Here is a 15,926-nt window from a genome sequence, read left to right on the forward strand (position 1 = left end):
TTCGGTAGTTCAGGCGTACGGGTTCGGCACCCGCCCGCCGCTGACCTCGGCCAGCAGCGGGAGCGTGGCGAACGTGACGCCGGGTAACCGCAGGTCCGATCCGTTCGTCCGATGGGCGATCGCCCATGACGCCCGGTCGAACCGCAGACCCTCGATATCGCTCCATGGCACCGTCTCACTGCCGAGCAGCGACCGCGCGGTCACGGTGTCCGCGTCGGCCACCGTGCGATAGCGAACGATCGCAACAGAGAGCGCGATCGGGATGACCAGCGACGGCGCGAACCACTCGGGCTCGGTGAACACCAGTGCCAACAGGCCGAGTGCGAAAAATCCGACCGCAAAGTGCGCCATGGGGGATATCCGGATGACGACGGGGGCGGTGGCGGATCGTGCACTCACGTTGTCCATCTTTGCACTGGTCGGCTGACGCTTCTGCAGCCCGCCCCGCCGGCCTGGGTGAATTTGACCGCCCCGACGGTGCCGGGAATTTGACCGCCCCGGCGGTGCCGGGAATTTGACCAGTGACCAGTACGGCAGCTACCGTCAACGATTATGCAGACCCCGGGATTGCTCGTAGTAATTGGTTGGCGCGTTGATGCCGCGCTGGCCCTCTGCCGGGCATAGCCAACAGCATCGACGCGCCACCCTCGTACAGCAGCCTGCTGACGGGGGTTTTTTGTTGCCCACAGCGCGCCAGCCATCATTACAACCATCGAAAATTCCGCGAAGAGGACAAAAGAGGACACAGTGAGCGCACCGACAACGCGACCGCCGCAACGGCCGGCCACTGCGCCGGCGAACGGCGCCGCCGCAGCCAAGTCCCCAGCAGGTTCCGACCAGGCCGAGCCCAAGCGGGTCGCACCGCAGCAGCTCACCGGGGCGCAAGCCGTCATCCGGTCGCTGGAAGAACTCGGCGTCGACGTCATCTTCGGCATCCCCGGCGGTGCCGTCCTGCCGGTCTACGACCCGCTGTTCGACTCGCAGAAACTGCGGCACGTGTTGGTGCGCCACGAACAGGGCGCGGGCCACGCCGCGAGCGGATACGCCCACGCCACCGGCAAGGTCGGCGTCATGATGGCGACCTCGGGGCCCGGTGCCACCAATCTGGTGACCCCGCTGGCCGACGCGCAGATGGACTCGATCCCGGTCGTGGCGATCACCGGGCAGGTCGGTCGCGGGCTGATCGGCACCGACGCCTTCCAGGAAGCCGACATCTCCGGCATCACCATGCCGATCACCAAGCACAACTTCCTGGTTCGCGACGGTGACGACATCCCGCAGGTGCTCGCCGAGGCGTTCCACATCGCCCGCAGCGGCAGGCCGGGCGCGGTTCTCGTCGACATCCCGAAGGACATCCTGCAGGGCCAGTGCACGTTCAGTTGGCCGCCGCGGATCGATCTGCCCGGTTACAAGCCGAACACCAAGCCGCACAACCGCCAGATCCGCGAGGCCGCCAAGCTCATCGAACAGGCCCGCAAGCCGGTGCTCTACGTCGGTGGCGGCGTGATCCGCGGCGAGGCCAGCGCAGAGCTGCTGGACCTGGCCGAACTGACCGGCATCCCGGTGGTGACCACGTTGATGGCGCGCGGCGCCTTCCCGGACAGCCATCCGCAGAATCTCGGCATGCCCGGGATGCACGGCACGGTCGCCGCCGTGGCCGCGCTGCAGCGCAGCGACCTGCTGATCGCTTTGGGCACGCGGTTCGACGACCGCGTGACCGGCAAACTCGACTCCTTCGCGCCCGGCGCCAAGGTGATCCATGCCGACATCGATCCCGCCGAGATCGGCAAGAACCGCCATGCCGACGTGCCGATCGTGGGCGATGTCAAGGCCGTCATCTCGGACCTGATCGATTCCCTGCGCAAGACCGGGATCAACGCCGACACACTGAAGCTCGACACCTGGTGGGAGTACCTGTCGGGCATCAAGGCGACCTACCCACTCAGCTACGGTCCGCAGAGCGACGGCAGCCTGTCGCCGGAGTACGTGATCGAGAAGCTGGGCCAGATCGCCGGTCCGGAGGCCGTCTACGTCGCCGGTGTGGGTCAGCACCAGATGTGGGCCGCGCAGTTCATCTCCTACGAGAACCCGAAGACCTGGCTCAACTCGGGCGGCCTTGGCACCATGGGCTTCGCCGTGCCGGCGGCCATGGGCGCGAAGTTCGCGCGGCCCGAGGCCGAGGTCTGGGCGATCGACGGCGACGGCTGCTTCCAGATGACCAATCAGGAACTGGCCACGTGCGCCGTCGAGGGCGCACCCATCAAGGTTGCCCTGATCAACAACGGCAACCTTGGCATGGTGCGGCAATGGCAGACGCTGTTCTACGACGAGCGTTACAGCCAAACCGATCTGGCCACGCACTCGCGGCGGATCCCGGACTTCGTCAAGCTCGCCGAGGCCCTCGGTTGCGTCGGATTGCGTTGCGAGCGAGCCGAAGACGTCGAGGACGTGATCAACCAGGCTCGTGCCATCAACGACCGCCCGGTGGTGATCGACTTCATCGTGGGTGCCGACGCCCAGGTGTGGCCGATGGTCGCGGCGGGCACCAGCAACGACGAGATCATGGCGGCCCGCGACATCCGGCCGCTGTTCGACGATGAAGATGGCGAGGGGCACGCCTGATGAGCGCTCGCGCGAAGAAGAGAGAGTCCTGACATGAGCAACGCAACCCCCACGCACACGTTGTCGGTGCTCGTCGAGGACAAGCCCGGTGTCCTGGCCCGCGTCGCATCACTGTTCTCGCGGCGCGGCTACAACATCCAGTCCCTGGCGGTCGGCGCGACCGAGCAGAAGGACATGTCGCGCATGACGATCGTGGTCAGCGTCGAGGAATCGCCGTTGGAGCAGATCACCAAGCAGCTCAACAAGCTGATCAACGTGATCAAGATCGTCGAGCAAGAGGAAGACAACTCGGTTGCCCGCGAACTCGCGCTGATCAAGGTGCGCGCCGACGCGGGGACCCGGGGGCAGGTCATCGAAGCGGTGAACCTGTTCCGCGCCAAAGTCGTTGATGTTTCGACCGAGTCGCTGACGGTCGAGGCAACGGGCACGCCGGAGAAGCTCGAAGCGCTGCTGAGGGTCCTGGAGCCCTACGGCATCCGGGAGCTCGCGCAGTCCGGTGTGGTGTCGGTGTCCCGCGGTCCGCGCGGCATCGGCACCGTGAAGTAGCGTCAAATGGCTGTATAGCTAGAAAGAAGGAAATTCACGCAATGGCAGTTGAGATGTTCTACGACGACGACGCGGACCTGTCGATCATCCAGGGCCGCAAGGTCGCCGTCATCGGCTATGGCAGCCAGGGGCACGCGCATTCGCTTTCGCTGCGCGACTCGGGCGTCCAGGTGAAGGTCGGTCTCAAAGAGGGGTCGAAGTCCCGCGAGAAGGTCGCCGAGCAGGGCCTGGAGGTCGACACTCCGGCCGAGGTCGCCAAGTGGGCCGATGTGATCATGCTGCTCGCGCCCGACACCGCGCAGGCCGAGATCTTCAAGAACGACATCGAGCCCAACCTGGAGGACGGCAATGCGCTGTTCTTCGGCCACGGCCTCAACATCCACTTCGGCCTGATCAAGGCGCCGGCCAACGTCACCGTCGGCATGGTGGCCCCCAAGGGCCCCGGCCACCTGGTGCGCCGTCAGTTCGTCGACGGCAAGGGCGTGCCGTGCCTGATCGCCATCGACCAGGATCCCAAGGGCGAGGGGCAGGCCCTGGCGCTGTCGTACGCCGCGGCGATCGGTGGCGCGCGCGCAGGCGTCATCAAGACGACGTTCAAGGAAGAGACCGAGACCGACCTGTTCGGTGAGCAGGCCGTCCTGTGCGGTGGCACCGAGGAACTGGTCAAGACCGGTTTCGAGGTCATGGTCGAGGCGGGCTACGCCCCGGAGATGGCCTACTTCGAGGTGCTGCACGAGCTCAAGCTCATCGTCGACCTGATGTACGAGGGTGGCATCGCCCGGATGAACTACTCGGTGTCCGACACCGCGGAGTTCGGCGGCTACCTGTCGGGTCCGCGCGTCATCGACGCCGGTACCAAGGAGCGCATGCGCGACATCCTCAAGGACATCCAGGACGGCACGTTCGTCAAGCGCCTGGTCGCCAACGTCGAGGGCGGCAACAAGGAACTCGAGGACCTGCGCAAGAAGAACGCCGAGCACCCGATCGAGGTCACCGGCAAGAAGCTGCGCGATCTGATGAGCTGGGTCGACCGGCCGATCACCGAAACGGCCTGATCCTCTTACGCCGACTGGCCAGTTATTGCACGCCAAGCTCGAAACAGCGTGCGATAACTGGCCTTTCGCGTTTCAGGAGCTCTCTCGGCGCCGGCTCCTTGTGAGCTGCACGGGGTCGAGGTCGGGGCTCGACCATGTGGCCGCCATGGCCAGACTGTCGGCACGGCCCGAGTGCACGTGGTGGAACGCCGACGCGGCCGCCCGATCGGGGTCATGATCGGCGATTGCCGCCAACAGTTCTTCGTGCTCGCGACACTGCACCCCCGGGTCGCGGTCCTTGGTGAGGTGAAAGAGCCACTGCGTGCGTGCCTCGAGCGGGCGCAACATCGTCTCGAGCAGGGGATTGGCGGCGAGTTCGACGATGACGCCGTGGAACCGGGCGTTGGCGGCCGCGATCGCCGACTTGTCCTTTCGCTTGGTGGCCCGGCGCGCGATATCCAGCTGTACGGCGAGCTTGTCGAGCCCGTGCTGGTCCGCGCGTTCGGCCGCCAACCGGGCGGCCAGCACCTCGAGGCTCTCCCGGACGTCGAAGAGGTCGCGCACGTCGTCGGCGGTGAACGGCGAGACGATGGTGCCCTGGTGTGGCACCGTCACCACCAACCCGTCCTGCTGAAGGCGCTGCAGTGCCTCACGCAACGGAATCCGGGATACCGCGAGCTCGTCGGCAAGGTCACGCTCGATCAGCCGAGTCCCCGGGGCCAGCTCCAATCCCACGATGCGCGCACGGAGTTCGTCATAGGCCCGCTCGCGCAAAGGTTTCCGGCTCGCCTCGGTCGCTGCGACAGTCACCCATCGGCCCTTTCTCTCTACGGCTGTTTTCAGCATAGCCGCGTCCGAGTTAGCGGTATACCAGTAACGCGAAGCTAACGCGGCCGCAATTTCGGGGAAATGGCTCGCCCGCACACTTCTCGTAACGGTATACCGCTATATCGGTAGGCCCTGAACGTAGGAGAAGTTCCATGAAGGTCACCAAACCACCCAGAGTTCTGGCTGTCGCGGCGGCAAGTCTGCTCGCGCTGAGTGCGGCCGCTTGCGGCGCACCGGATTCCGGCTCAGGCAACGACGAGGCATTGTCCGTCGGAGTTTTCCTGCCGGGCTCGATCAACGACACCGGTTTCATGCAGTCGGGCTTTCTGGGTTTCCAGCGCGTACAGGAGAAGTACGGTGATCGTGTCGACGCCAGCTACGTCGAACAGGTCGCGGCCGCTGACTATCAGCAGGCATTGCAGCGCTTCGCATCCCAGAACGACCTGGTGATCTCGGTGGGCGGGCAGACCGACGCGGACGTCCGCAAGGTCGCTCCTCAGTTCCCCGACGTCAAGTTCGTCGAGATCGGCGGTCCTTCGGATGCCGAGCCGATGCCCAACCTCGCCTACTACGACCCCCAGCAGGCCGAGGCCGAGTTCGTGTCCGGCGCGGCGGCTGCCGCATCGTCGAAGAAAGGAACCGTCGGATTCGTCGGAGGCGTTGAGCTGCCCGCGATCGTGAACGCCGCAAACGCGTTCGGCAACGGGGCGAAGTTCGCGCGGCCGGACGTCAAAGTGCTTGCGCCACAGTACGTCGGTGACTTCAACGATCCGGCCAAAGCCAAGCAGGCCGCCGCGACTGCATATGCTGCCGGTGCCGACGTGCTCAGCCAGATCGTCAATCTCGGCAAGCAGGGCATGGAGCAGGCGGCCAAGGAGTCTGGGAACCGGATGAGTGGCGGCCCGATCCCCGGGGACTGCGCGAACTCCACCTACACCGGCTTCGTCCGCACCGACATCGGCACCGAGATCGAATATGCCGTGTCCTCGGTACTCGACGGCACGTGGAAGGCCGAACAGGTTCCCTTCGGGCTCACCTCCGACAAGGGCGGCACCGACTACATCGTGTGCACGGACGAACCCGCCGTTGCCACCGCGGTTTCCGACGCGAAGACGGCCATCGTCTCCGGCTCGGCAAAACCCTACTGACGGCAGGTGTGCTCCGATGACCACCGCCGCAGAGACGACGGCACCAGGTACCACCCCGATGCTCACCATGACCGGTATCGGGAAATCATTCGGCCCGGTACGGGCACTCGACGGTGTCACGCTCACCGTCGAACCGAGCTCCGTGCACTGCATCCTCGGTGAGAACGGCGCGGGCAAATCGACACTGTGCAACAGCATCTACGGCACGGTGTCGCCCGACTCGGGCAACATGACACTCGCCGGCGCAGACTATCGGCCGCGTAATCCGGCTGAGGCGCTTTCGGCCGGCGTCGCCATGGTGCACCAGCACTTTTCGCTGATTCCGACGATGACGGTGGCCGACAATCTGCTTCTCGGCCGTGACGGATTCCGCCCGCCCCGAGGTCGATTGTCGGCCGATCTCAGCCGAATCTCCGACAAATACGGGCTGCGTGTCGACGAGAAGGCCGTCGTCGGCGAGCTGACAGTCGGCGCACGGCAGCGGGTCGAGATCGTCAAAGCCTTGTTGCGCGACCCTCGGTTGATCCTGCTCGACGAGCCGACTGCGGTACTCGATCCCGCCGAGATCGATGCACTCATCGACACGTGCGCGGCACTGACCGCCGATGATAAGTCGGTTGTGCTCATCACTCACAAACTCGGTGAAGTGGCACGCGCCGCCGATGAGGCCACGGTCTTGCGCGCGGGTGCCGTGGTCGGCGGCGGTCGGCTCTCCCAGGTGTCGCTGTCGACTTTGACGGAGCTCATGCTCGGCGATTCGGCACATCTGCAACCCACCCCGCGAGCGAGGACCATCACCGCCGGTGCGGGCGGGGGTCTTTCGGTTCGCGGGCTCAACCTCGACCGTCCCGACGGCAGTGCCGCACTGGCGAACCTCAACCTGACAGTCGAGCGCGGTGAGATCGTCGGAATCGCAGGGGTCGATGGCAACGGTCAATCCGAATTGACTGCCGTGCTGTCGGGTTCGCTCAAGCCCGACAGTGGGCAGGTGCTCGTCGACGGCGAGGACCTCTCGGCTGCCCCGCCGGCCCGCCGAACCCAATCGGGGATGGCGGTGATACCCGAGGACCGGCACGCCGAAGGAATCATCGGCGAACTCACCATCGCCGAGAACATCGCCATGCCCCGGCTCTCGAAGTACCGGAGATGGGGTCTGCTCGACCGGACGCGGATGCGTGCAGACGCTTCCGCTGCCATCGCCGACTACTCGATAAGAGCGTCGGGCCCGGACGCGCAACTGCGCTCACTGTCGGGCGGTAACCAGCAGAAAGTTGTGCTCGCGCGGGAACTGTCGACCGACGGGCTTCGCGTCGTCGTCGCTGCCCAGCCGACCCGCGGGCTCGACGCGGGCGCCGTCGCATTCGTCCTGGACCGCCTCCGTACTGCTGCCGACGACGGCGCCGCAGTACTGATCACCTCAACCGAGATCGACGAACTCCTCGCGGTGTGCGACCGGATCGTCGTGGCCTACCGCGGGTCCCTACACGGCTCGGTGAAAGCCGATTCACCAACCGCAACAAGGGATATCGGTGTTCTCATGATGGGAGTGTCAGCATGACCGTGATGGCCCTCAATCCCCGCCATCCGCTGGTGGTGGCAGTCGCTGCTCTCATTGCCTCCGCGCTCGTCGGGCTTGCTCTCTCGGCAGCTGCGGGAGCCAACCCGTTCGACGTCATCGCCGCGCTGGCCGAAGGCACGCTGGGATCGCCGTTCGCGATCGGGACGTCGCTGAACAACGCCGCTGTCCTGATGCTGGTAGCGGCGGGTTTCACCATCGCCTACCGGGCCGGTCTGGTCAACGTCGGTGGCGAAGGCCAACTCTGCCTCGGCGGAATCGCGGCAACAGCGGTCGGTGTCTCGTTGTCCGATGACATGCCGCTGCCCATCGGATTGACGCTCGCCCTTGGGGCCGCGGTACTCGCGGGCGCAGGCTGGGCCGCGATCCCCGCCTGGTTGCGGATCCGGCGGGGGACGAGCGAGATCATCACGACACTGCTGCTCAACTTCGTCGGCCTGGCATTGGTGGTCCTGATGGTTCAAGAGCCGCAACTGCTGCGGCAACCGATGACTTCATCCGAAACCCTTCCGCAATCGGAGCCGCTGGCGCTGTCCACGCATCTGCCGCTACTGGGCCTGCCCAAGAACCCGGCGACCATCGCGATCGTGCTCGCCGTGATACTGGTGGCCACCGTGGCAATCACGCTGCGGCACAGCGCGGTCGGGCTTCGCATTCGGGCGGTTGGCCTGTCCGGTGGCGCGTCGCTGCGGCTCGGCGTGCCCGTGGACCGCACGGCATTTCTCGGGCTGACCACCGCTGGTGGATTCTCCGGTTTGGCCGGTGGTCTGTTGGTGGCCACAGCGCCGTTCATCCTCGCCGAGGGGTTCTCGTCAGGGTTCGGTTTCAGCGGGCTTGTCGTCGGACTGCTGGCACGTGGGTCCATGGCGGCTGTCGCGGCGGTCTCGTTGCTGTTCGGATTTCTCGTCGCCGGCGGTATCAATCTCCAGCTTGCCGCCGGGGTGCCCGCGTCGACCATGACCGTCGTACAGGCCGTACTCATCATCCTCATCGCCGGTGCTGCGTGGTGGACGACCACGGCGCGCTCCGCACCCCGTCACACCCGCGTTGAACCCGCAATGCCGCGTACCGAGGAGGTGCCGGCATGAACACTTCGATGATCACCGAAATACTCTCCAGCGGAGTGGCATTCGCGATACCGCTGTTGCTTGCCGCGGCCGGTGAGTCGATCAGCGAACGCGCCGGTGTGCTCAATCTGAGCATGGAGGGGATGATGCTGACGGGTGCATTCGCCGGCGTGCTCGCGGCGGTCAGCACCGGCTCGGCGATACTCGGCGCGATCGCAGGCATCGTGGCCGGGCTGATCTTCGGACTCGCCCAGGCGTTGTGGAGTGTCCGGTTTCGTGCCGACCAGATCGTCGTCGGCATCGCGGCCAACGCGCTGGCGCTGGGGCTGACCGCATTCGGGGCCAGGACTCTGCTGGGCGACGGAAAAGGGCACGACGTACCCGCATTCAGCGACGTGCACATCCCCGTGTTGAGCGATCTGCCCGTGATCGGCCCCGCACTGTTCGGCCAAACGTTGCTCGGATACTTCTGTGTCGCTGCGATTGTCGCGCTGACCGTGCTGTTCTCCAACCGCACCATGACGGGCATGCGCATCGACGCGGTGGGGGAGGACGCGGTATCGGCGGGCTGGACGGGCCTGCCGGTCAACCGGATCCGCGTGGTCGGCGTGCTCGTCGCCTCGGGTGCCGGGGGCCTGGCCGGAGCGCAGCTGGCATTGTCCGAGGTCCGTGCGTTCAGCGAGAACATGACCGCGGGCATGGGTTATCTCGCCGTGGTCGCGGTGATCGCCGGCCACTGGCGGGTCATCGGAATCCTCTGGGCAGCCCTGTTCTTCGGCGTGGCCAGGGCGCTGCAGTTCGCGTTGCCCGCGGTAGGCGTGCACATACCGTACGCCGTGTTGGTGATGCTGCCCTACGTCATCGCGATCGTCGCGATCAGCGGTTTCGTCGGCGGTCGCAAGGCGCCGTCGTGCTTGACAGTTCCCTACGTCGGCCGTGTCTGACCCAATCCGAGAGGCAACAGTCCAATGACCATCGTGCTCACGCACTCCGACGTCGCGGCACTCATCGACCGGTCCGTGGTCTACGACGTGGTCGAGCGAGCCCACGCGGACCTGTCGACCGGCATCGCCACAAACCCCGCACCGCCGGTACTGCCCGTGGGGCACGGAGCAGCCGTGCTGCCGATGGTCGCGGCGGCGGGCCGCCAGCAGGCAAGTGCTGTGAAGATGCTCTCGGACATGCCGTCCAACCGGGCGGCCGGATTGCCCACCCAGCGCTCGACGATTCTGCTGATGTCGGCATCGACCGGGGAATGCGAAGCCGTCCTCGACGGCAGGCTCATCACTGCGATCCGCACCGCGGCGGCCAGCGCGGTCGCCACCGCCCACCTGTCGCGGACATCGAGCACTTCGCTCGGCCTGGTCGGCGCAGGCACCCTCGCGGTCGAGCATGCCCGCGCGATCGCCCGGATCCGGCCGATCGAAAAGGTGCTCGTGTGGTCCCGCAGCAGGGCGACAGTCGACGAGTTCTGCCACCGCATCGCAGACCTCGACCTTGTCGTCGAACCCGCCGAGACAGTCAGCCATGTGGTCTCGGCAGCCGACATCGTGTGCACGCTCACGCCGTCCCGCGATCCGATCGTCAAAGGCGGCTGGTTTCTTCCCGGTTTGCACGTCAACGCCGTCGGCGCACCACCGCGCGCCGACCACCGCGAAATCGACGGTGCCGGTATGGCCGTCGCGAGGCTCATAGTCGACAGCAGACCCACCGCGTTGGCCAAGTCGGGGGACGTGCTGCTGGCGATCAGCGAAGGCCACCTCACCGAGGCCGATGTCGCAACCGAACTCGGCGACGTCATCGTCGATCCTGCGTTGGGGCGCGCCGGCGAGGACGACATCACGTTGTTCAACTCGGTGGGTATCGGCCTGCAGGATCTTGTCACCGCCCGATCCCTCGTCGATACCGCCGTCGAACGCGGCGTCGGAATGCGCGTGGACATGAGCGCGTGAGACCGGATCGGTTACTTGTGACCGCCCAATCGGCCGGTGATAGCGACCACCCGACGCGCGAGGTGGTCGAGCGCGTCGTTGGTGGTGTCGTCGAACTCCGCGATGTTCTCGCGGTTGGCCACCAACCCGACCCCGTAGGGATTGCCGTCGTTGAATTTGACGGGGTCGGTGTAGCCGGGCGGCACGATGATTCCCCCGAAGTGCATCAGCGACACATACAGGTTGAGCAGCGTGGACTCCTGGCCACCATGGGCGGTCTGGGTTGACGTGAACGCCGCGTAGACCTTGTCGGCCAGCTTCCCTCGTGCCCACAAGCCGCCGAGTGAGTCGATGAACGCGCGGAACTGCGCTGTCGGCGAACCGAATCGGGTGGGGGACCCGAAGATCACCGCGTCGGCCCACACGATGTCGTCGCCGGTGGCGGCCGGGTCGTCTTTGGTGGCTTCGTAATTGGCGGTCCAGGCCGGATTCTGGGCGAACGTCTCGGGAGCCAACGTTTCGGCGATGTGGCGCAACCGTACTTCGGCACCGGCTGATTCCGCTGTGCGGGCGATGCGCTTCGCCATGTTGGTGCCGTGGCCGGTGGCCGAGTAATAGATGACTGCGAGTTTGGTCACCGGTTCAGTGTAGGAAGACCCCGTGCTTTCGAGCGGGTTGATGCATCGATCGGTCGTCTGCGGGGTAACCAGGGGAGATGGCGGTTTCTACAACGGACGAGCTGGTGGTCCTGCTGGACGAAGAAGGAGCCGCGATCGGGTGCGCGCAGAAAGCCACGGTCCATCACCGCGACACCCCATTACATCTCGGCTTCTCCTGCTACCTCTTCGATGACGACGGGCGGGTTCTGCTCACCCGTCGCGCCTTGGGCAAGCGCACGTGGCCGGGCGTGTGGACGAACTCGTTCTGCGGGCATCCCGCGCCGGACGAAGAGCTGTCGCATGCCGTGGCCCGGCGCGCCCGCCAGGAACTCGGCGTGGCGATCGATTCGCCCACGTGCGTTCTGCCCGACTTCCGGTATCGCGCTGTCGCGCCCGACGGCACCGTGGAAAACGAGATCTGCCCGGTGTTCTGGGCGCGGGTCGACGGAACCGTCGCGCCCGCGGCGGACGAGACCATGGACATGCGCTGGGTGTCCTGGCAGGACCTGCGCACGGCGGCCGCCCTGGCGTGGGCGATCAGCCCGTGGGCGGCCGAACAGGTTCCGTTGCTTGAGCGGGCAGGCCTTGTCGACCAGGTGAGCTGAGCGTGCGGCGCCGACGGATCTCGAACAACCGCTCGGCGTAGGCGAGGTCATCGCGCCACAGCCGCGCTGCCGTGTAACGCATGAACGGCGCGAGCATCGGTGCGGCGCGCGTCGCGTAACGGAACCCGTTGCGGTCGGAATGCGCGATGACCGCTTCGATGACAGCGGTGCGGGGCAGCCCGTCGGGACCCAAACCCAGGGGAGTGGCGTGGGTTTCGACGACGCTGCCCCGGCCCTCGCCGTCGCTGATGCGCATCAGGATCGTGCGTGGCTCGGGACTGACGAACTCGGCGATCACCGGCACGCCGAGCCTGCCCATCCGGAAGGTGACGGCCACCGTCAGACGATCGTGTTCGTCGGGCAGGTCCCCGGCCGCCGGCGACGAGTGCAGAACGTCGAGCTTGGTGAACGAGTATGGGTGAAACCACGATCCGTGCCACGGGTCGAGCCGGTTCGCGATGACGTCGGCGGGCTCGCACGTACCCGTGAGACGTGCGACGGCCGCTACGGTCGGCTTGTCCGGCCGATGCACGATCACGGGCTCGTCGGTGGGCGCTTCGCCCCCGGCGTGGTCGAGCCGGACCCACACCAGCACACCGTCGTCGAAGCTCGGATAGGGCTTCCACCCGGCTTGGCGGCGGCCGGTCAGGCGCAGGCCGTGCCACGGGCAGATCAGTGTGCCGCATTCGACTCGTCCGGTCGACAGATCGGCACCGAGATGCGGGCATTCGGCCGGACCGACGTGCAGCGTCTCGTCGTCGTCGCGCCACGCCACCAATTCCGTTCCGGCGACGTTGGTGCCGAACGGCTTTCGCGTCACGTCCGTACTGGCGCCGAACACGTACCAGTTACCGCTCGGTCGGCGTTGCGAACGAGCGAGTGCGGCTTGGATGACGGCCGGCGACGCGTCGGCATGGGTGGGCCGCTGGGCGGCCCACTGCAGTCGTGGAAGCACCTCGAACGGCCAGGCTTTCGCCAGCCGCGAGCGCAGATCCCTGACAGTCGTCATGCGGAAAGACTCCTCCGTTGTCCGGCAAGTCGACGCAGCACCGCGGACCGGCCCTCGCCGGGCACGGTGTGCAACTCGTGGCCCCGCACACCGAACGGCGCCAGGATCGCGTTCGCCGCCGCCCATCCGGTGGTGGCGGCGCGCTCCATGAGCGCGACGGGAAGGTCGATGCGAATGCCGTCGCCGGCAAGAACCACATTCGCGTGCGGGGTGGTGATCGTCGGCCTCGACGCGAAGTCGCCCGGGGCGAATCGCGGGCAGTCCTGCCGGTACAGCACCCGCTCGTCGACGACGGCGGCCGAAGCGGTCTCCGGATAGATCTCGTGGAGGCGGCCCAGCAGGCGTTCGCGCAGCCCCTTGTCGCCGCTATCCGCCGCGTACGCGTGCAGTTCGAGTACCGAACCGCCAGTGCGGCGGCACCACTCGGCGGCCTCGTGCTCGTAGCGGCCCAGCACGCTGATGTTGTCGAGTGGCGGCCGGCCACCGGTGCCGAGGAAGGCAGGACGGTCGTTGCGCACGGGGCGGTTCAACCACAACCGGTGGACGACGAACGGCGGTGCGGTACCGAGCTTTTCGATCGACGCGCGCCATGCGCTGTCGCCCAGCGCGGGCGACGCCCCGACGATGCGCTGAAGCCCGGTCACGTCGGTCGCGAGTACGACTGCGTCGGCCGCCACCTCGGCGGTGACGCCTGCGGTTTCCACGGTTACCCGGCCTGCCGGATCGACCGCTGCCACCGATGCTCCCGTGCGGAACTCCACGCCGAGCGACTCAAGGTAGGCCTGCAACGGCTTCCACAGGGCGACGTCGAAATTGGCGTTCGCCACATCGAACACCAGGCCCTCACTCGAACCGAGGAAGTAGATGTGGAACATCGTCGCGAGTTCGGCGGCCGACAGCTCGGCGGGCTTGGCGAAGAAGCTGCGCGAGAACACCTCGAAGGCGAGGTGGCGCGCCGCCTCTGGAAAGTTTATGTCGCACAAGAACTCTTCGGCGTTGCGGTGATCGAGGCGATCGTAGGTCGCGGGCACCGACACATCGGCCAACGGTGCGGCGGCGCGGGCGTTGAGCCGGACGAGGTCGCGCAGCCGAAAGGTGGGGCTGCGCAGCGCGAACGCCAACGCATTCAACGGCGGCACGGTTGGCAGCCCACGGAAGGTGTCTTGCCTGCCCTGCGCATCGACCAGCGGGTAGTCCTCGACGGGTACGAGCATGGAGAGGTCGTCGTCGACCCGTCGAAGCAATGCGCGCAGGTTGTAATACTGGCGGAAGAAGGCGTGAAAACCACGGTTCATCGCCGCCTCGGAACCGTCGCGGAGTGGCTCGTTCCAGCCCGCGACGCGACCTCCGAGATACGGTTCGCGTTCGACGACCGTGACGTCGATACCCCGCTCGGCGAGGCCGGTGGCGGCGGCGAGCCCGGCGATACCCGCCCCGACCACGACGACGCGGGGCCGGGCCGTCAGGGCGTCCGCGTGTGACGCGCCGGGCGGTGCGGGATGGGTGACACGCCGGCTGTCGGTCATCGCGGCGACTCCGCGAGGAAGGTGTGAACCACGCCGCGCTGCCAGCCTGACACGGTCGCGCTGCGGGTGTTGGCAAATCCGTTGTCGTGCAACCTCTTCAGGAATCGCGACACCCCGTCGAAGTTGTTCACGCTGTCGCGCAGGTAGCGGTACAGCGCGGCGTCGCCGGTGCGGATCCGTCCCATCGGGATGATGATCGCGGTGCTGACGAGGTTCCACATCATCCTGGCCGATCGGGAGTCTCGCACCGAGTATTCATGCACGGCAAGTGTCGAGCCGGGCCTCAACAAATCCCGGAATGTGCGAAGCACGGTGTCCGGGTCGGCGAGATTACGCACCAGGTATGCCGCGAAGATGCCGTCGAACGGTCCGTGGACGCCGTTCGCGGCCAACTGCTCGACGTAGGACTGGATGAAGGACACCGATTTGGGCCAGTTCTTGGCGCGCGCCTGCGCCAGCATGCCCGCCGACCCGTCGACGGCGACGATCTCGGCGTGCGGCGCCGCGGCGAGCAGGGCGGCGGTCGAAGCGCCGGTGCCGCAACCGGCGTCGAGTAGGCGCATGCCGCGGCCGCCGTCCGGCAACGCCATTCGTCGCGCCGAGAGGCGCAGATGGTCGTGATAGCCGGGATTGGCGTGCACCAGCCCGTCATAGGCCGCCGCGCCCGCATCGAAGGCCGCGGGCACGTCATGACGAATGTTCACGGTCGGCCTCCTTCGCGTACCGCTTGCGTTGGTACTGCCAGAGAATCAGGACGGCGGTCACCATCGCCCAGCCGAACAGAAAATCCTCCACCGGGATGTCCCACGGGAAGCGGATGCCCGTGGTGTGCCGGTCGTCGTAGAGGACGATCGGAGCGCTGAGTTTCGTCAACCAGCCGTCAACGGGAATCTGGAAGGCCAGGACGATCGCCATCGAGATCCAGTAGGTCGCCGTGCGGAAGATGCCGGTGCGAAACACCTTGAGCTCCAACGCGATGACCACGCCAACGGCGATCACCGCGGGCAATGTGTACCCGAGCCCGCTCACGTCCGCACCTCGCGGCGCTGCGACCACAGCCGCAGCCCCTTGTGCAGCAGATTGTCAACCGCGGTGAACGTGAGGAGCCCGCACAGCGGGATCACGATGAAGAACAGCAGCTCCTCCAGGGGCATCACGCCGAAGAGGTGTATGCCGCTGATGTAGCGCGGATTGTAGGTCCACACGTCGGCACCGATCGCGAGCGCATCCCAGACCACGAACACCGCGGCCACGGGCAGCACGGCGCGTGCTGTGCGCGCCGGTCGTCGGTAGACACCGGTGCCGAGGAACTCCAGCGGAAGGGTGATCAGCAGACACGCCCCGAGTACGAGCAGGTAATGCCAGCGGTCCACTG

17 protein-coding genes are annotated in these 15,926 nt (G+C 66.6%); 9 read left to right on the top strand and 8 right to left on the bottom strand.

Annotation, left to right across the window (positions count from 1 at the left end; translation table 11 throughout):
• Nucleotides 1–9: 9 nt before the first annotated feature.
• Nucleotides 10–408 (bottom strand): PH domain-containing protein, encoded by a 399-nt coding sequence (locus AWC31_RS16845; RefSeq protein WP_110775115.1) that lies wholly within the window; start codon nt 406–408, stop codon nt 10–12.
• A 339-nt stretch (nt 409–747) separates the two neighbouring features.
• On the opposite strand from AWC31_RS16845, the gene AWC31_RS16850 reads away from it, so the two are divergent.
• From AWC31_RS16850 to ilvC, 3 genes are read left to right on the top strand one after another with little or no spacing between them, the layout of a single operon-like run.
• Complete coding sequence (locus tag AWC31_RS16850; protein WP_067854015.1) at nt 748–2,622, top strand: acetolactate synthase large subunit; 1,875 nt, start codon at nt 748–750, stop codon at nt 2,620–2,622.
• A gap of 33 nt (nt 2,623–2,655) precedes the next feature.
• Nucleotides 2,656–3,168, top strand: a complete 513-nt coding sequence (gene ilvN / locus AWC31_RS16855) for an acetolactate synthase small subunit (protein WP_085145249.1) — start codon at nt 2,656–2,658, stop codon at nt 3,166–3,168.
• Nucleotides 3,169–3,209: 41 nt separating this feature from the next.
• Entirely contained in the window at nt 3,210–4,223 is a 1,014-nt protein-coding gene (gene ilvC / locus AWC31_RS16860) for a ketol-acid reductoisomerase (RefSeq protein ID WP_067854021.1), read from the top strand.
• A 72-nt stretch (nt 4,224–4,295) separates the two neighbouring features.
• Here the strand turns inward: ilvC and AWC31_RS16865 are convergent, their stop codons facing one another.
• On the bottom strand, nt 4,296–5,012 hold the full coding sequence (locus tag AWC31_RS16865; RefSeq protein WP_234816884.1) for a GntR family transcriptional regulator: 717 nt from the start codon (nt 5,010–5,012) through the stop codon (nt 4,296–4,298).
• A 170-nt stretch (nt 5,013–5,182) separates the two neighbouring features.
• Here AWC31_RS16865 and AWC31_RS16870 point away from each other — a divergent pair, with 170 nt between their 5' ends.
• From AWC31_RS16870 to AWC31_RS16890, 5 genes are read left to right on the top strand one after another with little or no spacing between them, the layout of a single operon-like run.
• Complete coding sequence (locus tag AWC31_RS16870) at nt 5,183–6,178, top strand: BMP family ABC transporter substrate-binding protein (protein ID WP_085145251.1); 996 nt, start codon at nt 5,183–5,185, stop codon at nt 6,176–6,178.
• 16 nt (nt 6,179–6,194) lie between these two features.
• Nucleotides 6,195–7,736 carry an ABC transporter ATP-binding protein gene (locus AWC31_RS16875; RefSeq protein ID WP_085145252.1) on the top strand — a complete coding sequence of 514 codons (1,542 nt, stop codon included), beginning with the start codon at nt 6,195–6,197 and terminating at the stop codon, nt 7,734–7,736.
• Nucleotides 7,733–8,842 carry an ABC transporter permease gene (locus AWC31_RS16880; RefSeq protein WP_085145253.1) on the top strand — a complete coding sequence of 370 codons (1,110 nt, stop codon included), beginning with the start codon at nt 7,733–7,735 and terminating at the stop codon, nt 8,840–8,842. The genes AWC31_RS16875 and AWC31_RS16880 overlap by 4 nt, the downstream gene beginning before the upstream one ends.
• Nucleotides 8,839–9,765 carry an ABC transporter permease gene (locus tag AWC31_RS16885; protein WP_085145254.1) on the top strand — a complete coding sequence of 309 codons (927 nt, stop codon included), beginning with the start codon at nt 8,839–8,841 and terminating at the stop codon, nt 9,763–9,765. Before AWC31_RS16880 ends, AWC31_RS16885 begins: the two co-directional genes overlap by 4 nt.
• 24 nt (nt 9,766–9,789) lie before the next feature.
• Complete coding sequence (locus AWC31_RS16890; protein WP_085145255.1) at nt 9,790–10,773, top strand: ornithine cyclodeaminase family protein; 984 nt, start codon at nt 9,790–9,792, stop codon at nt 10,771–10,773.
• 11 nt (nt 10,774–10,784) lie between these two features.
• Here AWC31_RS16890 and wrbA read toward each other — a convergent pair whose 3' ends face one another.
• Complete coding sequence (wrbA, locus tag AWC31_RS16895; protein ID WP_085145256.1) at nt 10,785–11,390, bottom strand: NAD(P)H:quinone oxidoreductase; 606 nt, start codon at nt 11,388–11,390, stop codon at nt 10,785–10,787.
• Nucleotides 11,391–11,467: 77 nt separating this feature from the next.
• Here wrbA and idi point away from each other — a divergent pair, with 77 nt between their 5' ends.
• Nucleotides 11,468–12,016: an isopentenyl-diphosphate Delta-isomerase gene (gene idi, locus AWC31_RS16900; RefSeq protein WP_085145257.1), complete on the top strand. Its 549-nt coding sequence runs from the start codon at nt 11,468–11,470 to the stop codon at nt 12,014–12,016.
• Here idi and AWC31_RS16905 read toward each other — a convergent pair.
• From AWC31_RS16905 to AWC31_RS16925, 5 genes are read right to left on the bottom strand one after another with little or no spacing between them, the layout of a single operon-like run.
• Nucleotides 11,949–13,025, bottom strand: a complete 1,077-nt coding sequence (locus tag AWC31_RS16905; protein WP_085145258.1) for a DUF5914 domain-containing protein — start codon at nt 13,023–13,025, stop codon at nt 11,949–11,951. The genes idi and AWC31_RS16905 overlap by 68 nt on opposite strands.
• Nucleotides 13,022–14,551, bottom strand: coding sequence for an FAD-dependent oxidoreductase (locus tag AWC31_RS16910; RefSeq protein ID WP_085145259.1), 1,530 nt, complete (start codon nt 14,549–14,551; stop codon nt 13,022–13,024). Before AWC31_RS16910 ends, AWC31_RS16905 begins: the two co-directional genes overlap by 4 nt.
• Nucleotides 14,548–15,255, bottom strand: coding sequence for a class I SAM-dependent methyltransferase (locus AWC31_RS16915; protein ID WP_085145260.1), 708 nt, complete (start codon nt 15,253–15,255; stop codon nt 14,548–14,550). Before AWC31_RS16915 ends, AWC31_RS16910 begins: the two co-directional genes overlap by 4 nt.
• Nucleotides 15,239–15,580, bottom strand: coding sequence for a lycopene cyclase domain-containing protein (locus tag AWC31_RS16920; protein ID WP_085145499.1), 342 nt, complete (start codon nt 15,578–15,580; stop codon nt 15,239–15,241). The genes AWC31_RS16915 and AWC31_RS16920 overlap by 17 nt, the downstream gene beginning before the upstream one ends.
• Nucleotides 15,577–15,924 (bottom strand): lycopene cyclase domain-containing protein, encoded by a 348-nt coding sequence (locus AWC31_RS16925; RefSeq protein WP_085145261.1) that lies wholly within the window; start codon nt 15,922–15,924, stop codon nt 15,577–15,579. The genes AWC31_RS16920 and AWC31_RS16925 overlap by 4 nt, the downstream gene beginning before the upstream one ends.
• Nucleotides 15,925–15,926 lie beyond the last annotated feature (2 nt).

This window comes from Mycolicibacterium wolinskyi (genome assembly GCF_002101965.1).
Taxonomy (GTDB): Bacteria; Actinomycetota; Actinomycetes; order Mycobacteriales; family Mycobacteriaceae; genus Mycobacterium; species Mycobacterium wolinskyi.

What these genes read in the sequence shown, in the direction of transcription:
- AWC31_RS16870 (WP_085145251.1), top strand. Translation starts at nt 5,183, where the DNA reads ATGAAGGTCACCAAACCACCCAGAGTTCTGGCTGTCGCGGCGGCAAGT.
- AWC31_RS16905 (WP_085145258.1), bottom strand. Translation starts at nt 13,025, where the DNA reads ATGACGACTGTCAGGGATCTGCGCTCGCGGCTGGCGAAAGCCTGGCCG.
- AWC31_RS16875 (WP_085145252.1), top strand. Translation starts at nt 6,195, where the DNA reads ATGACCACCGCCGCAGAGACGACGGCACCAGGTACCACCCCGATGCTC.
- AWC31_RS16910 (WP_085145259.1), bottom strand. Translation starts at nt 14,551, where the DNA reads ATGACCGACAGCCGGCGTGTCACCCATCCCGCACCGCCCGGCGCGTCA.
- AWC31_RS16885 (WP_085145254.1), top strand. Translation starts at nt 8,839, where the DNA reads ATGAACACTTCGATGATCACCGAAATACTCTCCAGCGGAGTGGCATTC.
- ilvC (WP_067854021.1), top strand. Translation starts at nt 3,210, where the DNA reads ATGGCAGTTGAGATGTTCTACGACGACGACGCGGACCTGTCGATCATC.
- AWC31_RS16845 (WP_110775115.1), bottom strand. Translation starts at nt 408, where the DNA reads ATGGACAACGTGAGTGCACGATCCGCCACCGCCCCCGTCGTCATCCGG.
- AWC31_RS16890 (WP_085145255.1), top strand. Translation starts at nt 9,790, where the DNA reads ATGACCATCGTGCTCACGCACTCCGACGTCGCGGCACTCATCGACCGG.
- idi (WP_085145257.1), top strand. Translation starts at nt 11,468, where the DNA reads ATGGCGGTTTCTACAACGGACGAGCTGGTGGTCCTGCTGGACGAAGAA.
- AWC31_RS16880 (WP_085145253.1), top strand. Translation starts at nt 7,733, where the DNA reads ATGACCGTGATGGCCCTCAATCCCCGCCATCCGCTGGTGGTGGCAGTC.
- ilvN (WP_085145249.1), top strand. Translation starts at nt 2,656, where the DNA reads ATGAGCAACGCAACCCCCACGCACACGTTGTCGGTGCTCGTCGAGGAC.